General features: G+C 65.4%; 9 protein-coding genes. 7 read left to right on the top strand and 2 right to left on the bottom strand.

Annotated features, from left to right (window positions below; genetic code table 11):
• Positions 1-8: 8 nt before the first annotated feature.
• Complete coding sequence (locus tag DI605_RS04010) at positions 9-1,769, top strand: fatty acyl-AMP ligase (RefSeq protein ID WP_293969374.1); 1,761 nt, start codon at positions 9-11, stop codon at positions 1,767-1,769.
• Positions 1,770-1,882: 113 nt separating this feature from the next.
• Positions 1,883-3,292 (top strand): M20/M25/M40 family metallo-hydrolase, encoded by a 1,410-nt coding sequence (locus tag DI605_RS04005; RefSeq protein WP_293969372.1) that lies wholly within the window; start codon positions 1,883-1,885, stop codon positions 3,290-3,292.
• A gap of 521 nt (positions 3,293-3,813) precedes the next feature.
• On the opposite strand, the gene DI605_RS04000 is transcribed toward DI605_RS04005, so the two are convergent.
• Positions 3,814-5,898 carry a prolyl oligopeptidase family serine peptidase gene (locus DI605_RS04000; RefSeq protein ID WP_293969369.1) on the bottom strand — a complete coding sequence of 695 codons (2,085 nt, stop codon included), beginning with the start codon at positions 5,896-5,898 and terminating at the stop codon, positions 3,814-3,816.
• 93 nt (positions 5,899-5,991) lie between these two features.
• Positions 5,992-6,501: a GNAT family N-acetyltransferase gene (locus DI605_RS03995; RefSeq protein ID WP_293969366.1), complete on the bottom strand. Its 510-nt coding sequence runs from the start codon at positions 6,499-6,501 to the stop codon at positions 5,992-5,994.
• A 420-nt stretch (positions 6,502-6,921) separates the two neighbouring features.
• Here DI605_RS03995 and rpoB point away from each other — a divergent pair, with 420 nt between their 5' ends.
• The 5 genes from rpoB to DI605_RS03970 all read left to right on the top strand — a co-directional run bounded on the left by rpoB (position 6,922) and on the right by DI605_RS03970 (position 17,084).
• Entirely contained in the window at positions 6,922-11,091 is a 4,170-nt protein-coding gene (gene rpoB, locus DI605_RS03990) for a DNA-directed RNA polymerase subunit beta (RefSeq protein WP_293969363.1), read from the top strand.
• Positions 11,092-11,171: 80 nt separating this feature from the next.
• Positions 11,172-15,443, top strand: coding sequence for a DNA-directed RNA polymerase subunit beta' (gene rpoC, locus DI605_RS03985; RefSeq protein WP_293969361.1), 4,272 nt, complete (start codon positions 11,172-11,174; stop codon positions 15,441-15,443).
• Positions 15,444-15,683: 240 nt separating this feature from the next.
• Positions 15,684-16,013, top strand: a complete 330-nt coding sequence (locus tag DI605_RS03980; RefSeq protein ID WP_293969358.1) for a PilZ domain-containing protein — start codon at positions 15,684-15,686, stop codon at positions 16,011-16,013.
• Positions 16,014-16,108: 95 nt separating this feature from the next.
• Positions 16,109-16,357 (top strand): hypothetical protein, encoded by a 249-nt coding sequence (locus tag DI605_RS03975; RefSeq protein WP_293970158.1) that lies wholly within the window; start codon positions 16,109-16,111, stop codon positions 16,355-16,357.
• Positions 16,358-16,553: 196 nt separating this feature from the next.
• Complete coding sequence (locus DI605_RS03970) at positions 16,554-17,084, top strand: CHAP domain-containing protein (RefSeq protein WP_293969356.1); 531 nt, start codon at positions 16,554-16,556, stop codon at positions 17,082-17,084.
• Positions 17,085-17,153 lie beyond the last annotated feature (69 nt).

Below are 17,153 nucleotides of genomic sequence, written 5' to 3'. Positions count from 1 at the left end.
GCCAGAGAGTGAGTTCGGCCAAGACCCTGAATGAAGACGGCGCGGTCCTCCGCAGCACCCCCAGCGATGATGATCGGCCGCGTCGCTACGCCGATTTCCCCACGTTGTGCGCCGCGCTGGATTATGCCGCCGGCGGTGAGCGCGGGCTGAACTTCCACGATCCGCGCGGCACGCTCGTCCGTCCCTATCCGTTCGCGGAGCTGCGGCGCGATGCCATCGCCAGCGCGAAGGGCCTGATCGCGGCCGGCATCCGGCCGGGCGACCGGATCGCCCTGCTGGCCGAGACCGGCGCCGAATTCGCCGCCGCCTTCTTCGGTGCGGTCTATGCGGGCGCCTGGCCGGTACCGCTGCCCCTGCCTACCTCGTTCGGCGGGCGCGAAGCCTATATCGAGCAGCTCGCCGTGCAGCTGGCCAGCTCCGATCCGGCGCTGCTCCTTTACCCGTCCGAACTGGAGACGATGGCGGAGGCCGCCGCCGCATCGAAGAACGTGGCGGCCCGCTCCTATGCGGCGCAGGCCGCCCTGCCCGCGACGGATGTGTCCCTTCCGGAAGCTGCGGCGGATGATATCGCCTATCTGCAATATTCCAGCGGATCGACGCGCTTCCCGCACGGCGTGGTCATCACGCACCGCGCGCTCATGTCCAACCTCGCCGCCCACTCGATTGGGATGGACGTGCGGGATGGCGATCGCTGCATATCCTGGCTGCCCTGGTATCATGACATGGGCCTTGTCGGCTGCCTGCTCTCGCCGGTCGCCAACCAGGTTTCGACCGATTATCTGAAGACCGAGGATTTCGCGCGCCGCCCGCTGGCCTGGCTGGATCTCATCAGCCGCAATCCGGGCACGACCCTCTCTTATTCGCCCACCTTCGGCTACGATATCTGCGCGCGCCGCATGTCGAGCCAGACCAAGGCGTCCGATCGCTTCGATCTTTCCCGCTGGCGCGTGGCGGGCAACGGCGCGGACATGATCCGGCCGGACGTGATGCAGGCCTTCGTCGATGCCTTCTCCGAGGCCGGCTTCAAATCCTCCGCCTTCCTTCCTTCCTATGGCCTTGCCGAAGCGACGCTCGCCGTCTCGATCATGCCGCCGGGCGAAGGCATCGTGATCGAGCTGGTCGAGGAGACCGAGCTTTCCGGCAGCCGCGATGCCGAGGCGGACCGCCCCCAGCGCTATCGCGCGATCGTCAATTGCGGAAAGCCCGCGCGCGAGATGGAAATCCAGATCCGCGACGAGGATGGCGGAGCCCTGCCGGAACGCGCGATCGGCAAGGTCTGGTGTCGCGGCCCGTCCGTGATGGTCGGCTATTTCCGCGATCAGGAGGCGACGGACGCCTGCCTGGTCGACGGCTGGCTCGATACCGGCGACATGGGCTATCTCAGCGACGGCTACATCTACATCGTCGGCCGCGCCAAGGACATGATCATCATCAACGGCAAGAATCACTGGCCCCAGGATATCGAGTGGGCGGTGGAGCAGTTGCCGGGCTTCAAGGCGGGCGACATCGCCGCCTTCGCGATCACCACGCCCGGCGGCGAGGAAACGCCCGCCGTGCTCGTCCAGTGCCGCACGAGCGATCCCGAGGAGCGTTCGCGCCTGCGTGACGAAATCCGCGAGCGCGTGCGCGCGATCACCGGCATGAACTGCGTGGTGGAACTGGTGCCGCCCAAGACGCTGCCGCGCACCTCCTCCGGCAAGCTCAGCCGCGCCAAGGCGCGCAACCTCTATCTCTCTGGCGAAATCCAGCCTTACGATCTGGCGGCATAAGGCGCCGTTCCCTTCCCCCCGTCCCGCCGGATCTGGTTCAGCGGGACGGGGGCTGTGGACTTCGCAGTCCCAGCCTTTAGCCTTCGGCCCGCTTCACCACGGGAGGAACAGGCATGAAGGCGATCATCGCGGCACTCGGCGCAACCCTGCTGACGACGAACGCCCCGGCCCAGGCGCAAACGACGACGCCCACACCCGGCCAGCTCGCCTTCCGCGATCTCTACAGGGAGTTCGTCGAGACGGACACGTCGGTGGAGAGCGGCAGTTGCACGGCACTGGCCGAAAAGATCGCCGGTCATCTGAAAGCGGCAGGCTATGCCGATAACCAGATCACGCTTTTCAGGGACGAGAAATTCCCGCTCGATGGCGGCCTCGTCGCGATGCTGCCCGGCAGCGACCCCAAAGCGAAGCCGATGCTGCTGCTCGGGCATCTCGACGTGGTGAATGCCCGGCGCGCCGACTGGGAGCGCGATCCCTACAAATTTATCGAGGAAAACGGCTATTTCTACGGCCGCGGCACATCCGACATGAAGGTGATGGACGCGATCTGGGTGGATATGCTGATCCGCTTCCGCAAGGAAGGCTACCGGCCGAAGCGCACGATCAAGCTGGCGCTCACCTGCGGCGAAGAATCGGGCGCGCGGATGAACGGCGCGGAATGGCTGGCGAAGAACCGGCCGGACCTGATCGCCGCCGAATTCGCGATCAACGAGGGCGGCGGCGGCGATACGGACGGCAAGGGCAAGATCCTCACCCAATCGATGCAGGTGGGCGAAAAATCCAATCGCAGCTTCGAGCTGACCGCGACCAATCCGGGCGGCCACAGCTCTCTCCCCGTGGACGACAATGCCATCTACGAACTGGCCGACGCGATCGGGAAGGTGCGCGCCACCAAATTCCCGATCCACTTCAACGATACGACCAAGGCTTTCTTCGCCCGCGCGGGCGCCGCGCGCGGCGACGATCTGGGCAGGGCGATGATGCGGCTTTCGGCCGATCCATCGGACAAGGCGGCCGAGGCGATGGTCGTTTCCGATCGCACCTATAATTCGATGCTGCGCACCACCTGCGTGGCGACGATGCTGGCGGCGGGCCATGCCGTGAACGCCCTGCCGCAGCGCGCCGTCGCCACCGTCAACTGCCGCATCGCGCCCGGCGAGGATGCGGACACGACGAAGGCGACGCTGGAAAAGGCGATCGCCGATCCGAAGATCGCGGTGGCGCTGGTGGGCCGGCTGCGCCCCGTGGCGGTGGTGCCGCCGCTGACGCCGAAGATCATGGCCCCGGCCGAGGCGCTGGTGAAACGCTATTTCCCGGGCGTGCCGCTGATCCCCATCATGTCCACGGGCGCGACGGACGCAACCTATATGACCGGCATCCCCACTTATGGCGTGCCCGGCCCCTGGGGCGACCCGGACGGCAACGGCGCCCATGGCCTGAACGAGCGCCACGCGGTGAAATCCGCTTATGTGGCGCGCGATTTCCTGACCGACCTCGTCAAGGCCTATGCCGACGGGCGGTGAGCGGCAAACGGGCGGACGATCCGGGATCGGCGCGTGGAGCGGGGCGAGCGGCTGTTTTGGGTGGAAAGCGGACGTTCTACCAAACGTGTTTGAAAGCTCCGACCCCCGTTCGCGGTTCGCGCAGGAACCTACCCCGCCGTATGAGAAGGCGACAGGTCGCGTCGTCCAACGCCTTGCTTCCCGAACTTTTGAGCACGATGCAGTCAACTGCCCGAGCGTCGGAAAAGTGAAACCGCACCACAACCTCGCCGTGCTCGCCTGTCGCGTTGTCGTCGTCAGTTATAAGCTGGTCCGAGTTTGTTACGGACCGCGCTCCAACGATCGAGAAACCAAACACCTCCGGGTGCTCGTCGCGAAACTTAATCGCGGCGGCGCGGCAAGCTACGTCGCAGGGCGGTGCGGGCGGGGCGACTGTCATGGCGAGCAATATGCCGATCATGGAAGATACTTATTGCAAAATTTGAGCATGCGCGAATGTCCGCAATTGGGGCGCAACCATCGCCGAGCCCATGCGCGCGCCCTCAAGGCTTCAGGTGGCGCCGCAGGAACTCCACCGATGCCTCGTCCGCGCGCAGCCAGCTTTCGTAGCGCAGGAAGCCGTGAATCTCGTTGGGCAGGATCAGGCTCTCGAACGGCGTGCCCTGCGCGCGCAGGCGGCGGGCGAGATCGACCGTCTGATCGAAGCGGACGTTGCGATCGTCATCGCCGGCGATGAGGAGAACGGGTGACGTCCAGCCCTTGAGCGCGCTTTCGGGCGAGCTTTCGAAGGCGGATTTCATCGCTGCTTCATAATCGCCCTGCTCGTAGCGCTCCGGCCTGCCGATCAGGTTCGGATAGAGCGACCAATCGTGGACGCCGTGGAAATCCACGCCCGCCTTGAAGGTGGCGCTGTCATGGGCGAGCGCGTGGGCCGTGAGCAGCCCGCCATAGCTGCCGCCCCAGATGCCGATCCGGGCGGGATCCACCTGGCCCTGCGCGGCAAGGAAACGGGCGCCGGCCTGCACATCCTGATATTCCGAATTTCCGGCGATGCCACCCTTGGCGGGATGCTGGAAGGCGCGGCCATAGCCGATGCCGAGCCGGTAATTGACCGACAGCACGACATAGCCATGCGCGGCATAATATTGGTTCATCGCATAGGAATGGGCGTAATAATCCATATAGGACCAGCCCAGCAGCATCTGCCGGGGCGGCCCGCCATGGACGAAGATCAGCCCCGGCCTGCGCGCGGCACCACCCCTGGCCGCGAAGAGCTGCCCGTGGATCAGCGTGCCATCGGCGGCGGTGAACGAAACGGGCTGCGGCACGACCATCCCGGCCGGCGCATAGGCCGCGCCCGCCTCGCCCAGCGCCTTGCCGCCAACCAGAGCCACGCGCATCGGCCCGGTCGGCGTGGCGCCGACATAGGCGATCCGGTCATTCCCGGCGACGGCGGCCGTGAACTCGACGCCCTCGCCCTTCGTCAGCGCGACGGGCGCGCCGCCTGCCACATCCACGCGAAACAGATGCCGCCGATCGATGTCGCCGGCCGCCCCGCCCGTATTCGCATCATAGACGATCGCCTTCCGATCGGGCGTCATCGTCACATGCTCGACCATGAAGGCGCCGGGCGTGAGCGGCTTCGGCACGCCCCCTCCGGCGGACAGCGTATAAAGATGCGGCCAGCCATCCATCTCCGCCCGGAACACGATCCGGTCGCCCGCCGCCCAGCGCACGAACATCCCGTCCGGCACGCCGGGATAGGAGCCGTCGAGCGTATCCGGGCTCGCCCACAGCTCGCGGCCCTTGCCATCGGAGACGCTCGCCACCCGGATCGAGAAGGGATTGGGCGTCTGGACCAGTGGCGAGGCAAGCACATCCGCCTCCCCTTCCCGCCGGACGAAGGCGATCCGCGCGCCATCGGGCGACCAGGCGAAATCGCCATCGAAGGCGGTGGACGGGTCCAGCCAGCGGATCGGCACGTCCGCCCCGGCATAGATGCCGATGAAGCTGTGATCCCCGCGCCGCGAGACGAAGGCGAGCTTCGATCCATCCGGTGACCAGGCGAGATCGCGCACCTTGCCGCGATCGTAGAAGAGCTTCTCGGGCTTCGCACCGGGCGTGAGCACGACCGTCCACGCCTGATGATCCTTGATGAAGGCCAGTTGTCCCTTTGCCGACAGGGCCGGCTCGGCGCCCTCGGCCACCTGCACGGGCGCCGCGCCATCGATCGAAACCCAGATCGCCTGCGCCGGCTGCATCACCGAGGAGGCCGGGTTGGGCGGCGGCAGGTTCGCCGCCCAGTCATTATGCTCGCCGCCGCCGCGCACCCAGGCGAGGATGCGGCCATCGGGCGAGAAGGCGAGCTCGGCCAGTTCCATCCCGTCATCCAGCCCGGTGCCGACAAGCCGCGTCGCGGCGAGATCCCTCCCCGTCGCCAGCCAGACGGAGCGGCGCCCCTGCCGCATCTCGATCCAGGCGAGGCGGCCGCCCTGATCCGGCGCGACGAGATCGGTGACGAAAGGATAGGAAAGGAAATCTTCCAGATCCGGCGGCGACGCGGCGTGAGCCGCCGTGATGGCCGCGCCGAAACATCCGAGGATCGCCAGCCACCGCTTCGCCCGCATCATTCGCTCCCGCAAACCGGGGCACAGCCTATGGGCCGGATGCGCCGCTTTCAATCGCGGCGGCGGGAAACGGCGGATCGCGGCGCGCGCCTCCTACGCCACCAGCCTTTTCTGCATGTAGATCACATCGAGCCAGCGATCGAACTTGTGGCCGACGCGGCGGATGGTGCCGGCATGTTCGAAACCGAAGGCGGCATGAAGGCCGATCGAGGCGGCATTGTCGGCATCGCCGATCACCGCGATCATCTCGCGAAAACCGTCCTCCGTGGCGCGTTCGATCAATGCGGCGAGCAGCGCCCGGCCCGCACCGGTGCCGACATGATCCGGATGGACATAGATCGAATCCTCGCAGGTGAAGCGATAGGCATGGCGCGTGTGGAAACGCGAACAATAGGCATAGCCGATCACCTCGCCACCGCGCTCCGCGACCAGCCACGGCCACCCCCGCGAGGCGACGGTCGCGAGCCGCAGCCGCATTTCCTCCGCATCCGGCGGATCCACCTCGAAGCTGGCCGTGCCATGCAGGACATGGCCAGCATAGATCGCCGCCAGCGCATCGGCATCGTCAGCCCTGGCCGCGCGAATCACGATCCTGCCGGGCACGTTTCTCGCTCCTCTCGGTCGTTTTCCGTGGGTCCGTCATCGAACCCGTCCCACACCCGCAACGTGCCACCAAAAGGGGATCGAAGGCGATACCGGCTTTCCGCAGGTCACCCTCACCGGACATGACCGAACCTCTCCCACAAACAGGGCTTTCCAATTTCTGAAGAGGGCTTATATGAGCGCGATCCAACATCCATGGCGCCACTTTCCCCTCGGGGTGAGTCGTGCCGCCCGTCCCGCCCCGGGACACGGCCGCTGGTAGCGCAGTGGCCGCGACGAATGGGGGCAGACGGGATCAGACGCTGCCAGTGCGGTTCCGACGGCCCGGACCCGCACTTTTTTGCGTGGAGTCCTTCCGCGCAAAGGCCGCATCCCCGCAGCGAGGCGGGATATTTTGACGGTCCTATGCGAGGTTATTGAATGGCGACCCAGGCAGTCCCGCCCCAGGCAGCGGCGCTCACGAGCGTAGCTAAGAAGCGCATCCGCAAGGTTTTCGGCAACATCCACGAAGTGGTGCAGATGCCGAACCTGATCGAAGTGCAGCGGGAGAGCTACGAGCAGTTCCTGCGGTCCGATCCCTCGATCGGCTATGTTTCCGGCCTGGAGAAGACGCTGCGCTCCGTCTTCCCGATTCGCGATTTCGCCGGCACCGCCGAGCTGGATTTCGTGACCTACGAGCTGGAAGAGCCGAAATACGACATTGAGGAATGCCGCCAGCGTGGCATCACCTTCGCCGCCCCCATGCGCGTCACGCTGCGCCTGATCGTGTTCGAGGTGGATCCGGATACGGAAACCCGCTCGGTGCTCGATATCAAGGAGCAGGACGTCTACATGGGCGACATGCCGCTCATGACCGCGAACGGCACGTTCATCATCAACGGCACCGAACGCGTGATCGTCAGCCAGATGCACCGTTCGCCGGGCGTCCTGTTCGATCATGATCGCGGCAAGACGCACGCTTCGGGCAAGTATCTCTTCGCCGCGCGCGTGATCCCCTATCGCGGCTCGTGGCTCGATTTCGAGTTCGACGCCAAGGACATCGTCAACGTCCGCATCGATCGCAAGCGCAAGCTGCCGGTGACGACCCTGCTCTATGCCCTCGGCCTGAACGGCGAGCAGATCCTCAACGAATTCTACAAGACGCAGCGCTATGTGCGCGGCGAAGGCGGCTGGAAGGTTCCCTACCTGCCGGAGAACTGGCGCGGCCAGAAGCCGTCCTTCGATGTCGTCAACGGCGACAGCGGCGAGGTCGTCTTCCCCGCCGGCACCAAGATCAGCCCGCGCGCCGCCAACAAGGCGGCCAAGGACGGCCTGCAGAGCCTGCTGATCCCGACCGAGGAAATTTACGGCCGCTATTCCGCCTACGACCTGATCGATGAGTCCACCGGACGCATCTACATCGAGGCCGGCGACGAGGTGACGCCCGAAAATCTCGAGAAGCTGGACAATGCCGGCTTCGATCATGTCGACCTGCTCGACATCGATCACATCTCGACCGGCGCGTGGATGCGCAACACGCTGGCGGCCGACAAGGTCGAGGAGCGCGATCACGCGCTTTCCGAAATCTATCGCGTCATGCGCCCCGGCGAGCCGCCGACGAAGGAAACGGCCGAGGCGCTGTTCGCCGGCCTGTTCTTCGATCCGGAGCGCTACGATCTCTCGGCCGTGGGCCGCGTGAAGCTCAACATGCGCCTCGACCTGGACGTCGAGGATACGGTGACGACGCTGCGCACCGAGGACATTCTCGAGGTCGTCAAGACGCTCGTGAACCTCAAGGACGGCAAGGGCGAGATCGACGATATCGACAATCTCGGCAATCGCCGCGTCCGTTCGGTGGGCGAGCTGCTGGAGAATCAGTATCGCGTCGGCCTGCTCCGCATGGAGCGCGCCGTGAAGGAGCGCATGTCCTCGGTCGACGTGTCGACCGTCATGCCGAACGACCTCATCAACGCGAAGCCGGCAGTGGCCGCCGTCCGCGAATTCTTCGGCTCCTCGCAGCTGTCGCAGTTCATGGACCAGACCAACCCGCTCTCCGAAGTGACGCACAAGCGTCGCGTCTCGGCGCTCGGGCCGGGCGGCCTCACCCGCGAGCGCGCGGGCTTCGAGGTCCGCGACGTTCACCCGACCCACTATGGCCGCATCTGCCCGATCGAAACGCCGGAAGGCCCGAACATCGGCCTGATCAACTCGCTGGCGAGCTTCTCGCGCGTCAACAAGTATGGCTTCATCGAGACGCCGTACCGCAAGGTCGTGGATCACAAGGTCACCGACGAGGTCGTCTATCTCTCGGCGATGGAAGAGGCGAAGCACACGATCGCCCAGGCCAATGCCGAGGTGAAGGGCGACGGCACGTTCGTGGAGGATCTGATCTCCGCGCGCGAAGCCGGCGAATTCCTGATGGCGCCGCGCGACCACATCACGCTGATGGACGTGAGCCCCAAGCAGCTCGTGTCGGTCGCGGCATCGCTCATTCCCTTCCTGGAGAATGACGACGCCAACCGCGCGCTGATGGGATCGAACATGCAGCGCCAGGCCGTGCCGCTCGTTCGCGCCGAGGCGCCCTTCGTGGGCACCGGCATGGAAGAGACGGTGGCCCGCGATTCCGGCGCCGCGATCGCGGCCAAGCGTCCGGGTATCGTCGACCAGGTCGATGCCGGCCGTATCGTGATCCGCGCTTCGGGCGACGTCGATGCCGGCAAGTCGGGCGTCGACATCTACACGCTCATGAAGTTCCAGCGCTCGAACCAGTCGACCTGCATCAACCAGCGCCCGCTGGTGAAGGTGGGTGACGTGGTGAAGGCGGGCGACATCCTCGCCGACGGCCCGTCGACCGAGTTTGGCGAGCTGGCGCTGGGCCGCAACACGCTCGTCGCGTTCATGCCGTGGAACGGCTACAATTACGAGGACTCCATCCTGATCTCCGAGCGGATCGTGAAGGATGACGTCTTCACCTCGATCCACATCGAGGAATTCGAGGTGATGGCCCGCGACACGAAGCTCGGGCCGGAAGACATCACCCGCGACATTCCGAACGTGGGCGAGGAAGCGCTCCACAATCTCGACGAGGCGGGCATCGTCTATATCGGTGCCGAAGTGGAGCCGGGCGACATCCTGTGCGGCAAGATCACGCCGAAGGGCGAAAGCCCGATGACGCCGGAGGAAAAGCTCCTCCGCGCCATCTTCGGCGAAAAGGCCTCCGACGTGCGTGACACGTCGCTGCGCCTGCCGCCGGGCGTTTCCGGCACGATCGTGGACGTCCGCGTCTTCAATCGCCACGGCATCGACAAGGACGAGCGCGCGCTCGCCATCGAGCGCGAGGAGATCGATCGCCTCACCAAGGATCGCGAGGACGAACGCGCCATCCTCAACCGCGCCAGCTGGTCGCGACTGAAGGAGATGCTGCTCGGCCAGACGATCGCTTCTGGCCCGAAGGGCACGAAGAAGGGCGCCGTGATCGACGACGCCGTGCTGGACGAGGTGGAGCGTCGCGAATGGTGGAAGTTCGCGGTTGCCGATGACGCCCGCCAGTCGGATCTGGAAGCCGTGAAGGCCCAGTATGACGAGGCTGTCGCCGCGATCGTCCGCAAGTTCGACGATCGCGTCGAGAAGCTGCAGCGCGGCGACGAGCTGCCGCCGGGCGTGCTCAAGATGGTCAAGGTCTTCGTCGCGGTGAAGCGCAAGCTGCAGCCGGGCGACAAGATGGCCGGCCGTCATGGCAACAAGGGCGTCATCTCGCGCATCCTGCCGATCGAGGACATGCCGTTCCTGGAAGATGGCACGCATGTCGATATCGTGCTGAACCCGCTGGGCGTGCCTTCGCGCATGAACGTCGGCCAGATCTTCGAGACGCATCTCGGCTGGGCCGCGCGCGGCCTGGGCCAGCAGGTGACGCAGGCTCTTGAGGAATGGCGCGACGCCAATCCCGATCCGAAGGCGGGCGCCGCTCCGTCGGCGGTCGTGGAGAGCCTGAAGCAAGTCTATGGCGCGCAGTATCACGACGAGATCGATGCGATGAGCAGCGATCAGGTCGTCGATATGGCGAAGCTCCTGAAGAATGGCGTGCCGATGGCGACGCCGGTGTTCGACGGCGCTCGCGAGGCGGATGTGTCCGCGATGCTGACGCTGGCGGGCTACGACACGTCGGGCCAGTCGACGCTCTATGACGGCCGCACCGGCGACGCGTTCGATCGCAAGGTGACCGTGGGCTACATCTATATGCTGAAGCTCCACCACCTCGTGGACGACAAGATCCACGCACGTTCGATCGGGCCGTACAGCCTCGTCACCCAGCAGCCGCTGGGCGGCAAGGCGCAGTTCGGCGGCCAGCGTTTCGGCGAAATGGAAGTCTGGGCGCTCCAGGCTTACGGTGCCGCCTACACGCTGCAGGAAATGCTGACGGTGAAGTCCGACGACGTTGTCGGCCGCACCAAGGTCTACGAGGCGATCGTCAAGGGCGACGACACGTTCGAGGCCGGCATTCCGGAGAGCTTCAACGTGCTCGTGAAGGAAATGCGCTCGCTGGGCCTGAACGTCGACCTGAATTCGGTCGACGATCAGGAGGATGACGGGCTGGCCGAGGCCGCGGAGTGAAATTCGGGGCACCGTCTCCCGAAGGCGGTGCCCCAAACCTCCGCCGCCCGAGAATTTGACCCTCTAGAGGGACGAAAGACATGAACGAACTGACCAATTTCGCCAATCCGATCGCGAAGCCCGAAACCTTCGACCAGATCAAGATCGGCATCGCCTCGCCGGACCGCATCCGCTCGTGGAGCTTCGGCGAGATCAAGAAGCCCGAGACGATCAACTATCGCACGTTCAAGCCCGAGCGTGACGGCCTGTTCTGCGCGCGCATCTTCGGTCCGATCAAGGATTACGAGTGCCTGTGCGGCAAGTACAAGCGCATGAAGTACAAGGGCATCGTCTGCGAAAAGTGCGGCGTCGAGGTCACCGTCTCGAAGGTCCGCCGCGAGCGTATGGGCCATATCGAGCTGGCCGCGCCCGTCGCGCACATCTGGTTCCTGAAGTCGCTCCCGAGCCGTATCGGCCTGCTGCTCGACATGCAGCTGAAGCAGCTGGAGCGCGTGCTCTACTTCGAAGCCTATATCGTCACCGAGCCCGGCCTGACACCGCTCGAGAAGTTCCAGCTCCTCACCGAGGATGAACTGCTCGATGCGCAGGACGAATATGGCGAGGACGCTTTCTCCGCCTCGATCGGCGCCGAAGCGGTCAAGACCATGCTCATCGATCTGGACCTCGAAGGCGAGAAGGTCGAGCTGCTCAAGGAGCTGGCCGAGACCAAGTCCGAGCTGAAGCCCAAGAAGATCATCAAGCGGCTGAAGGTCGTCGAGAGCTTCATCGAATCCGGCAACCGCCCGGAATGGATGATCCTCGATGTCGTTCCGGTCATCCCGCCGGAACTGCGCCCGCTGGTGCCGCTGGATGGCGGCCGCTTCGCGACCTCGGATCTCAACGATCTGTATCGCCGCGTGATCAACCGCAACAACCGCCTGAAGCGCCTGATGGAGCTGCGCGCGCCGGACATCATCGTCCGCAACGAAAAGCGCATGCTTCAGGAGGCGGTCGACGCCCTGTTCGACAATGGCCGTCGCGGCCGCACGATCACGGGCGCCAACAAGCGTCCGCTGAAGTCGCTGTCTGACATGCTGAAGGGCAAGCAGGGCCGCTTCCGCCAGAATCTGCTCGGCAAGCGCGTCGACTATTCGGGCCGTTCGGTGATCGTGACCGGTCCGGAGCTGAAGCTGCACCAGTGCGGCCTGCCGAAGAAGATGGCGCTCGAACTGTTCAAGCCCTTCATCTACGCCCGCCTCGACGCCAAGGGCCTGAGCATGACGCTCAAGCAGGCGAAGAAGTGGGTGGAGAAGGAGCGCAAGGAAGTCTGGGACATCCTGGATGAGGTCATCCGCGAGCATCCCGTCCTTCTGAACCGCGCGCCGACGCTCCACCGCCTCGGCATCCAGGCGTTCGAGCCGGTGCTGATCGAGGGCAAGGCGATCCAGCTTCACCCGCTGGTCTGCTCCGCCTTCAATGCCGACTTCGACGGCGACCAGATGGCCGTGCACGTTCCGCTGAGCCTTGAGGCGCAGCTGGAAGCGCGCGTGCTGATGATGTCCACCAACAACATCCTCAGTCCCGCCAACGGCAAGCCGATCATCGTGCCGTCGCAGGACATGGTTCTGGGCCTCTATTACCTCTCCATGATGAAGGAGGGTGAGCCCGGCGAAGGCATGCTGCTGTCCGACATGACCGAGGTGCATCAGGCGCTCAACGCGAAGGCGGTGACGCTGCATTCGAAGATCACGAGCCGCGTGCCCCAGACGGACGAGAACGGCCAGACCTACATGAAGCGCGTCGAGACGACGCCGGGCCGCATGCTGCTCGGCGAGACGCTGCCGAAGAGCCACAAGGTGCCGTTCGAAACGATCAACCGCCTGCTGACCAAGAAGGAGATCGGCGACGTCATCGACATCGTCTATCGCCACACCGGCCAGAAGGAGACGGTGCTGTTCGCGGACGGCATCATGAGCCTGGGCTTCCGCCACGCCTTCCAGGCCGGCATCTCCTTCGGCAAGGACGACATGGTCATCCCCGCCGCCAAGGAGGAGCTGGTCGACGAGACGAAGCTGCTCGTGAAGGATTATGAGCAGCAGTATCAGGACGGCCTGATCACCCAGCAGGAAAAGTACAACAAGGTGATCGACGCCTGGTCGCGCTGCGGCGACCGCGTGGCGGGCGAGATGATGAAGGAGATCCAGGCGGTCAAGCGCGACAGCGAGACCGGCCGGGAGAAGCCGATCAACGCGATCTACATGATGGCGCATTCCGGTGCGCGTGGCTCGGCGGCGCAGATCAAGCAGCTCGCCGGCATGCGCGGCCTGATGGCCAAGCCTTCGGGCGAGATCATCGAGACGCCGATCATCTCGAACTTCAAGGAAGGCCTGACCGTCCTTGAATATTTCAACTCCACCCACGGCGCCCGCAAGGGCCTGGCCGACACCGCGCTCAAGACGGCGAACTCGGGCTACCTGACCCGCCGTCTGGTCGACGTGTCGCAGGATTGCGTGATCGTCGAGCTGGATTGCGGCACGGAGCGGGCGCTGGAAATGCGCGCGATCGTTCAGGGCGGCGCGACCATCGCCTCGCTGGGCGAGCGTATCCTGGGCCGCACCACGGCCGAGGACATCGTCGACAGCAAGACCGGCGAAGTCGTGGCCCCCGAAGGCACGCTGCTGGACGAGGCCCTGATCGCGAAGATCGAGGCCGTCAGCCCGCAGGCGGTGAAGATCCGTTCGCCGCTGGTCTGCGAGAGCAAGGGCGGCGTCTGCGCCGCCTGCTACGGGCGCGATCTGGCCCGCGGTACGCCGGTGAACATCGGCGAGGCCGTCGGCGTCATCGCGGCACAGTCGATCGGCGAACCGGGCACGCAGCTCACGATGCGTACCTTCCACATCGGCGGCGCGGCACAGCTCAACGAGCAGTCGAACCTCGAGGCGGTGTCGGACGGCAAGCTGGAGCTTCGCGGCCTGCCGACGATCGTCAACCCGCGCGGCCAGCGCATCAGCCTGGCGCGTAACGGTGAGATCGCGATCGTCGACATGGAAGGCCGCGAGCGGGCGACGCATCGCCTGCCTTATGGCGCGCAGGTGCTGTTCGAAGACGGCCACATCGTTTCCAAGGGCGATCGCATCGCGCAGTGGGATCCGGCCTTCATGCCGGTGATCACCGAAAAGAAGGGCACGGTCCGTTATCAGGATCTCATCGAGAACCGCACGGTTCGCGAGGAATCCGACGAGACGACCGGCCTGACGCAGCGCGTCGTGATCGAGGATACGGGCCGCGGCAAGAAGGACGATCTGCGTCCACGCATCACCCTGCTCGACGAAAGCTCGGGCGAGGCGGGCGTCAGCCGCCTGATCGTGGGTGCCGTCATCGCGGTGGACGATGGCCAGGCGGTGGAGGCCGGCGAGGTTCTCGCCCGCGTGCCGCGTGAAGCCGCGAAGACCCGCGACATCACCGGCGGTCTGCCGCGCGTCGCCGAGCTCTTCGAGGCGCGCAAGCCGAAGGAGAATGCGATCATCGCCAAGGTCTCGGGCCGTGTCGAATTCGGCAAGGACTACAAGGCCAAGCGCAAGATCCTGATCCGTCCGGAGGATGGCGGCGAGCCGGTCGAATATCTGATCCCGAAGTCGAAGACGATCGACGCTCAGGAAGGCGACTACGTGAAGCGTGGCGACAACCTGATCGGCGGCTCGCCGGATCCGCACGATATTCTCGAGGTGCTCGGCATCGAGCCGCTCGCCGAATATCTCGTGTCGGAAATCCAAGAAGTCTATCGACTGCAGGGCGTGAAGATCAACGACAAGCACATCGAGACGATCGTTCGTCAGATGCTGCAGAAGGTTGAAATCACGGCGGCCGGCGACACCACCCTGCTCCCCGGCGAGCAGGTGGATCGCGAGGAGATGGACGAGATCAACGCCAAGGCGGCGCTCACGGGCGGCGCTCCGGCGGAGGGCAAGCCCATCCTGCTCGGCATCACCAAGGCCAGCCTGCAGACGCGCAGCTTCATCTCGGCCGCCTCCTTCCAGGAAACGACCCGCGTGCTGACCGAGGCATCGGTGCAGGGCAAGGTGGACTCGCTGAACGGCCTCAAGGAGAATGTCATCGTCGGCCGCCTGATCCCGGCGGGCACCGGCGCGGGCATGAACCGCCTGCGTGTCACCGCATCGTCGCGCGATGCGGCGCTGCGCGCGCAGCAGAAGAGCTGGCAGGCATCCCTGATCGCGCCGAAGAGCGCGGCCGAGGAGCATGCCGCCGAGCTCAAGCAGCCCGTGCAGGCCGATACGGGCAGCGATCCGCTGGCCGAAGTGGTCGGCCAGACGCATGGCAGCGATGCCGATGCGGGCGATTATCTGAACAGCTGATCGCAGGCTGAATCGCGAACGAATGGCGCCGTCGTCCCCCAGGGGGCGGCGGCGCTTTTCGTTTGGGCCGGGAATGCGCCGGAGACCGTTCCGGACACGAAACCGATTCGTGCTTTTTTCCACAAATCCGTCATAAGAGGCGCTAATGCAGCACGTCATTGGTGCCTGCCGGCGGAAACACGTCCCACGATGTGAACCGTTGGGGTGTGCCGGGATTGCGTTCGTAAGTGGGGTAAGAGCATGGTTTTCATCACGCCGACGGGGGAAAGGCTGGCATTTGACCGGCGGCGGACCAAGAGATGGCAGACACGAGCCACCTGCGGTATCCGCGGCCCCGATGGCGAAACATCCTCGGTCACGCTCTGGAACATTTCCGAAGGCGGTTTCGGCGCGCAATGTGCCGCCAATCTTGCGGACGGCGACATGCTGACCTTCCGGCTTGGCCGCACGGGGCATGCCGAGGCGCGCGTCGTCTGGCGGATCGGTGAGATCGTGGGCTGCGAATTCCTGCGCGGCGTATCGGCCGCGGAAGTGGCGCTGGCGCTGGCCACGGCGACCCCGGCCCCCTGAGGCGAAGGGCTCGCCCCGCCGCTGTCCGCACCGTTCCCACCGCATTCCATCGCGCCTGCCGCGATCCCGCCGCAAAGGACCGGCAAGCCATGCGAATGACCCGCATCCTCCCCCTGCTCGCACTGGCGGCGTTCTCGCTCACCGGCTGCGTCCGCACGGTGGGAACGATCGTTACCGCGCCGGTGAAGGCGGCGAGCTGGGGCGTGGACAAGGCGACGACCAGCCAGAGCGAGGCGGACCGCAATTACGGCCGCAAGATGCGCAAGGAAGAGGAGAAGCGCGCCCGCGAGGACCGCAAGCGCGCGCGGGAAGACGAAAAGCGACGCAACGATTCGCAAGGCTGACGATTCCCGTCACCCTTCGAACACGGAGCATCTTTTTCCTGCACGCCCGTTGGGCACCCGTTTACCTTTCAAAAAGGCTTCGGGAACTGAACCGCAGATAAACGCAGGACTCAGTCGCTTCGCCGCAGGCCCGCTTAACAGCTCCGCCCCGACACCGTAGCCCGATCATATCAGCCGGGTCGGGGGATTCGACACCTTGTTCAGGAATATACGGGCAGCCTTCGCCGCCCTGATCTTCATGGCAGCGCTTTCGGCCCCCACGGCCGCCAACGCCCAGACCTATTGGCAGTGCGCGCCCTTCGCCCGCGTCTTCTCGGGCATCCAGCTTTTCGGCGCCGCCGCGAGCTGGTGGCACCAGGCGATCGGCAAATATGCCCATGGCGAGGCCCCCAAGATGGGCTCGGTTCTGGTGTTCAAGGCGATCGGCGCGATGCGTTCGGGCCATGTCGCGACCGTCACCAAGATCGTTTCCGACCGTATCATCAAGGTGACCCACGCAAATTGGGGCGGCGCCAAGGGCCGTGTCGAGCGCGACGTGACCGTCGTCGATGCCTCGCCCGCCGGTGACTGGAGCCAGGTGAAGGTGTGGTATTCGCCGATCGGCAATATCGGCACCCGCGCCTACCCCACTTACGGCTTCATCTATAACGGCGCCAAGGCCGTTGCCGCCGAGGCGAGCGCCGCCGGCCGCGCGCTGGAATCCGCCGACGGCAATATCGGGGGCTGATCCCCGCACGATCCCGCGACGGGGCATCCGGAAGCGGATTTCCCGGATCGTCGGCTCGGCGCAGCCGCG

This window comes from Sphingomonas sp., from assembly GCF_003248515.1.
Lineage (GTDB): Bacteria > Pseudomonadota > Alphaproteobacteria > Sphingomonadales > Sphingomonadaceae > Sphingomonas_I.
This window is presented reverse-complemented; position numbering and strand designations above follow the sequence as displayed.

What these genes read in the sequence shown, in the direction of transcription:
- DI605_RS04005 (WP_293969372.1), top strand. Translation starts at nt 1,883, where the DNA reads ATGAAGGCGATCATCGCGGCACTCGGCGCAACCCTGCTGACGACGAAC.
- DI605_RS04000 (WP_293969369.1), bottom strand. Translation starts at nt 5,898, where the DNA reads ATGCGGGCGAAGCGGTGGCTGGCGATCCTCGGATGTTTCGGCGCGGCC.
- rpoB (WP_293969363.1), top strand. Translation starts at nt 6,922, where the DNA reads ATGGCGACCCAGGCAGTCCCGCCCCAGGCAGCGGCGCTCACGAGCGTA.
- rpoC (WP_293969361.1), top strand. Translation starts at nt 11,172, where the DNA reads ATGAACGAACTGACCAATTTCGCCAATCCGATCGCGAAGCCCGAAACC.
- DI605_RS03980 (WP_293969358.1), top strand. Translation starts at nt 15,684, where the DNA reads ATGGTTTTCATCACGCCGACGGGGGAAAGGCTGGCATTTGACCGGCGG.
- DI605_RS03975 (WP_293970158.1), top strand. Translation starts at nt 16,109, where the DNA reads ATGACCCGCATCCTCCCCCTGCTCGCACTGGCGGCGTTCTCGCTCACC.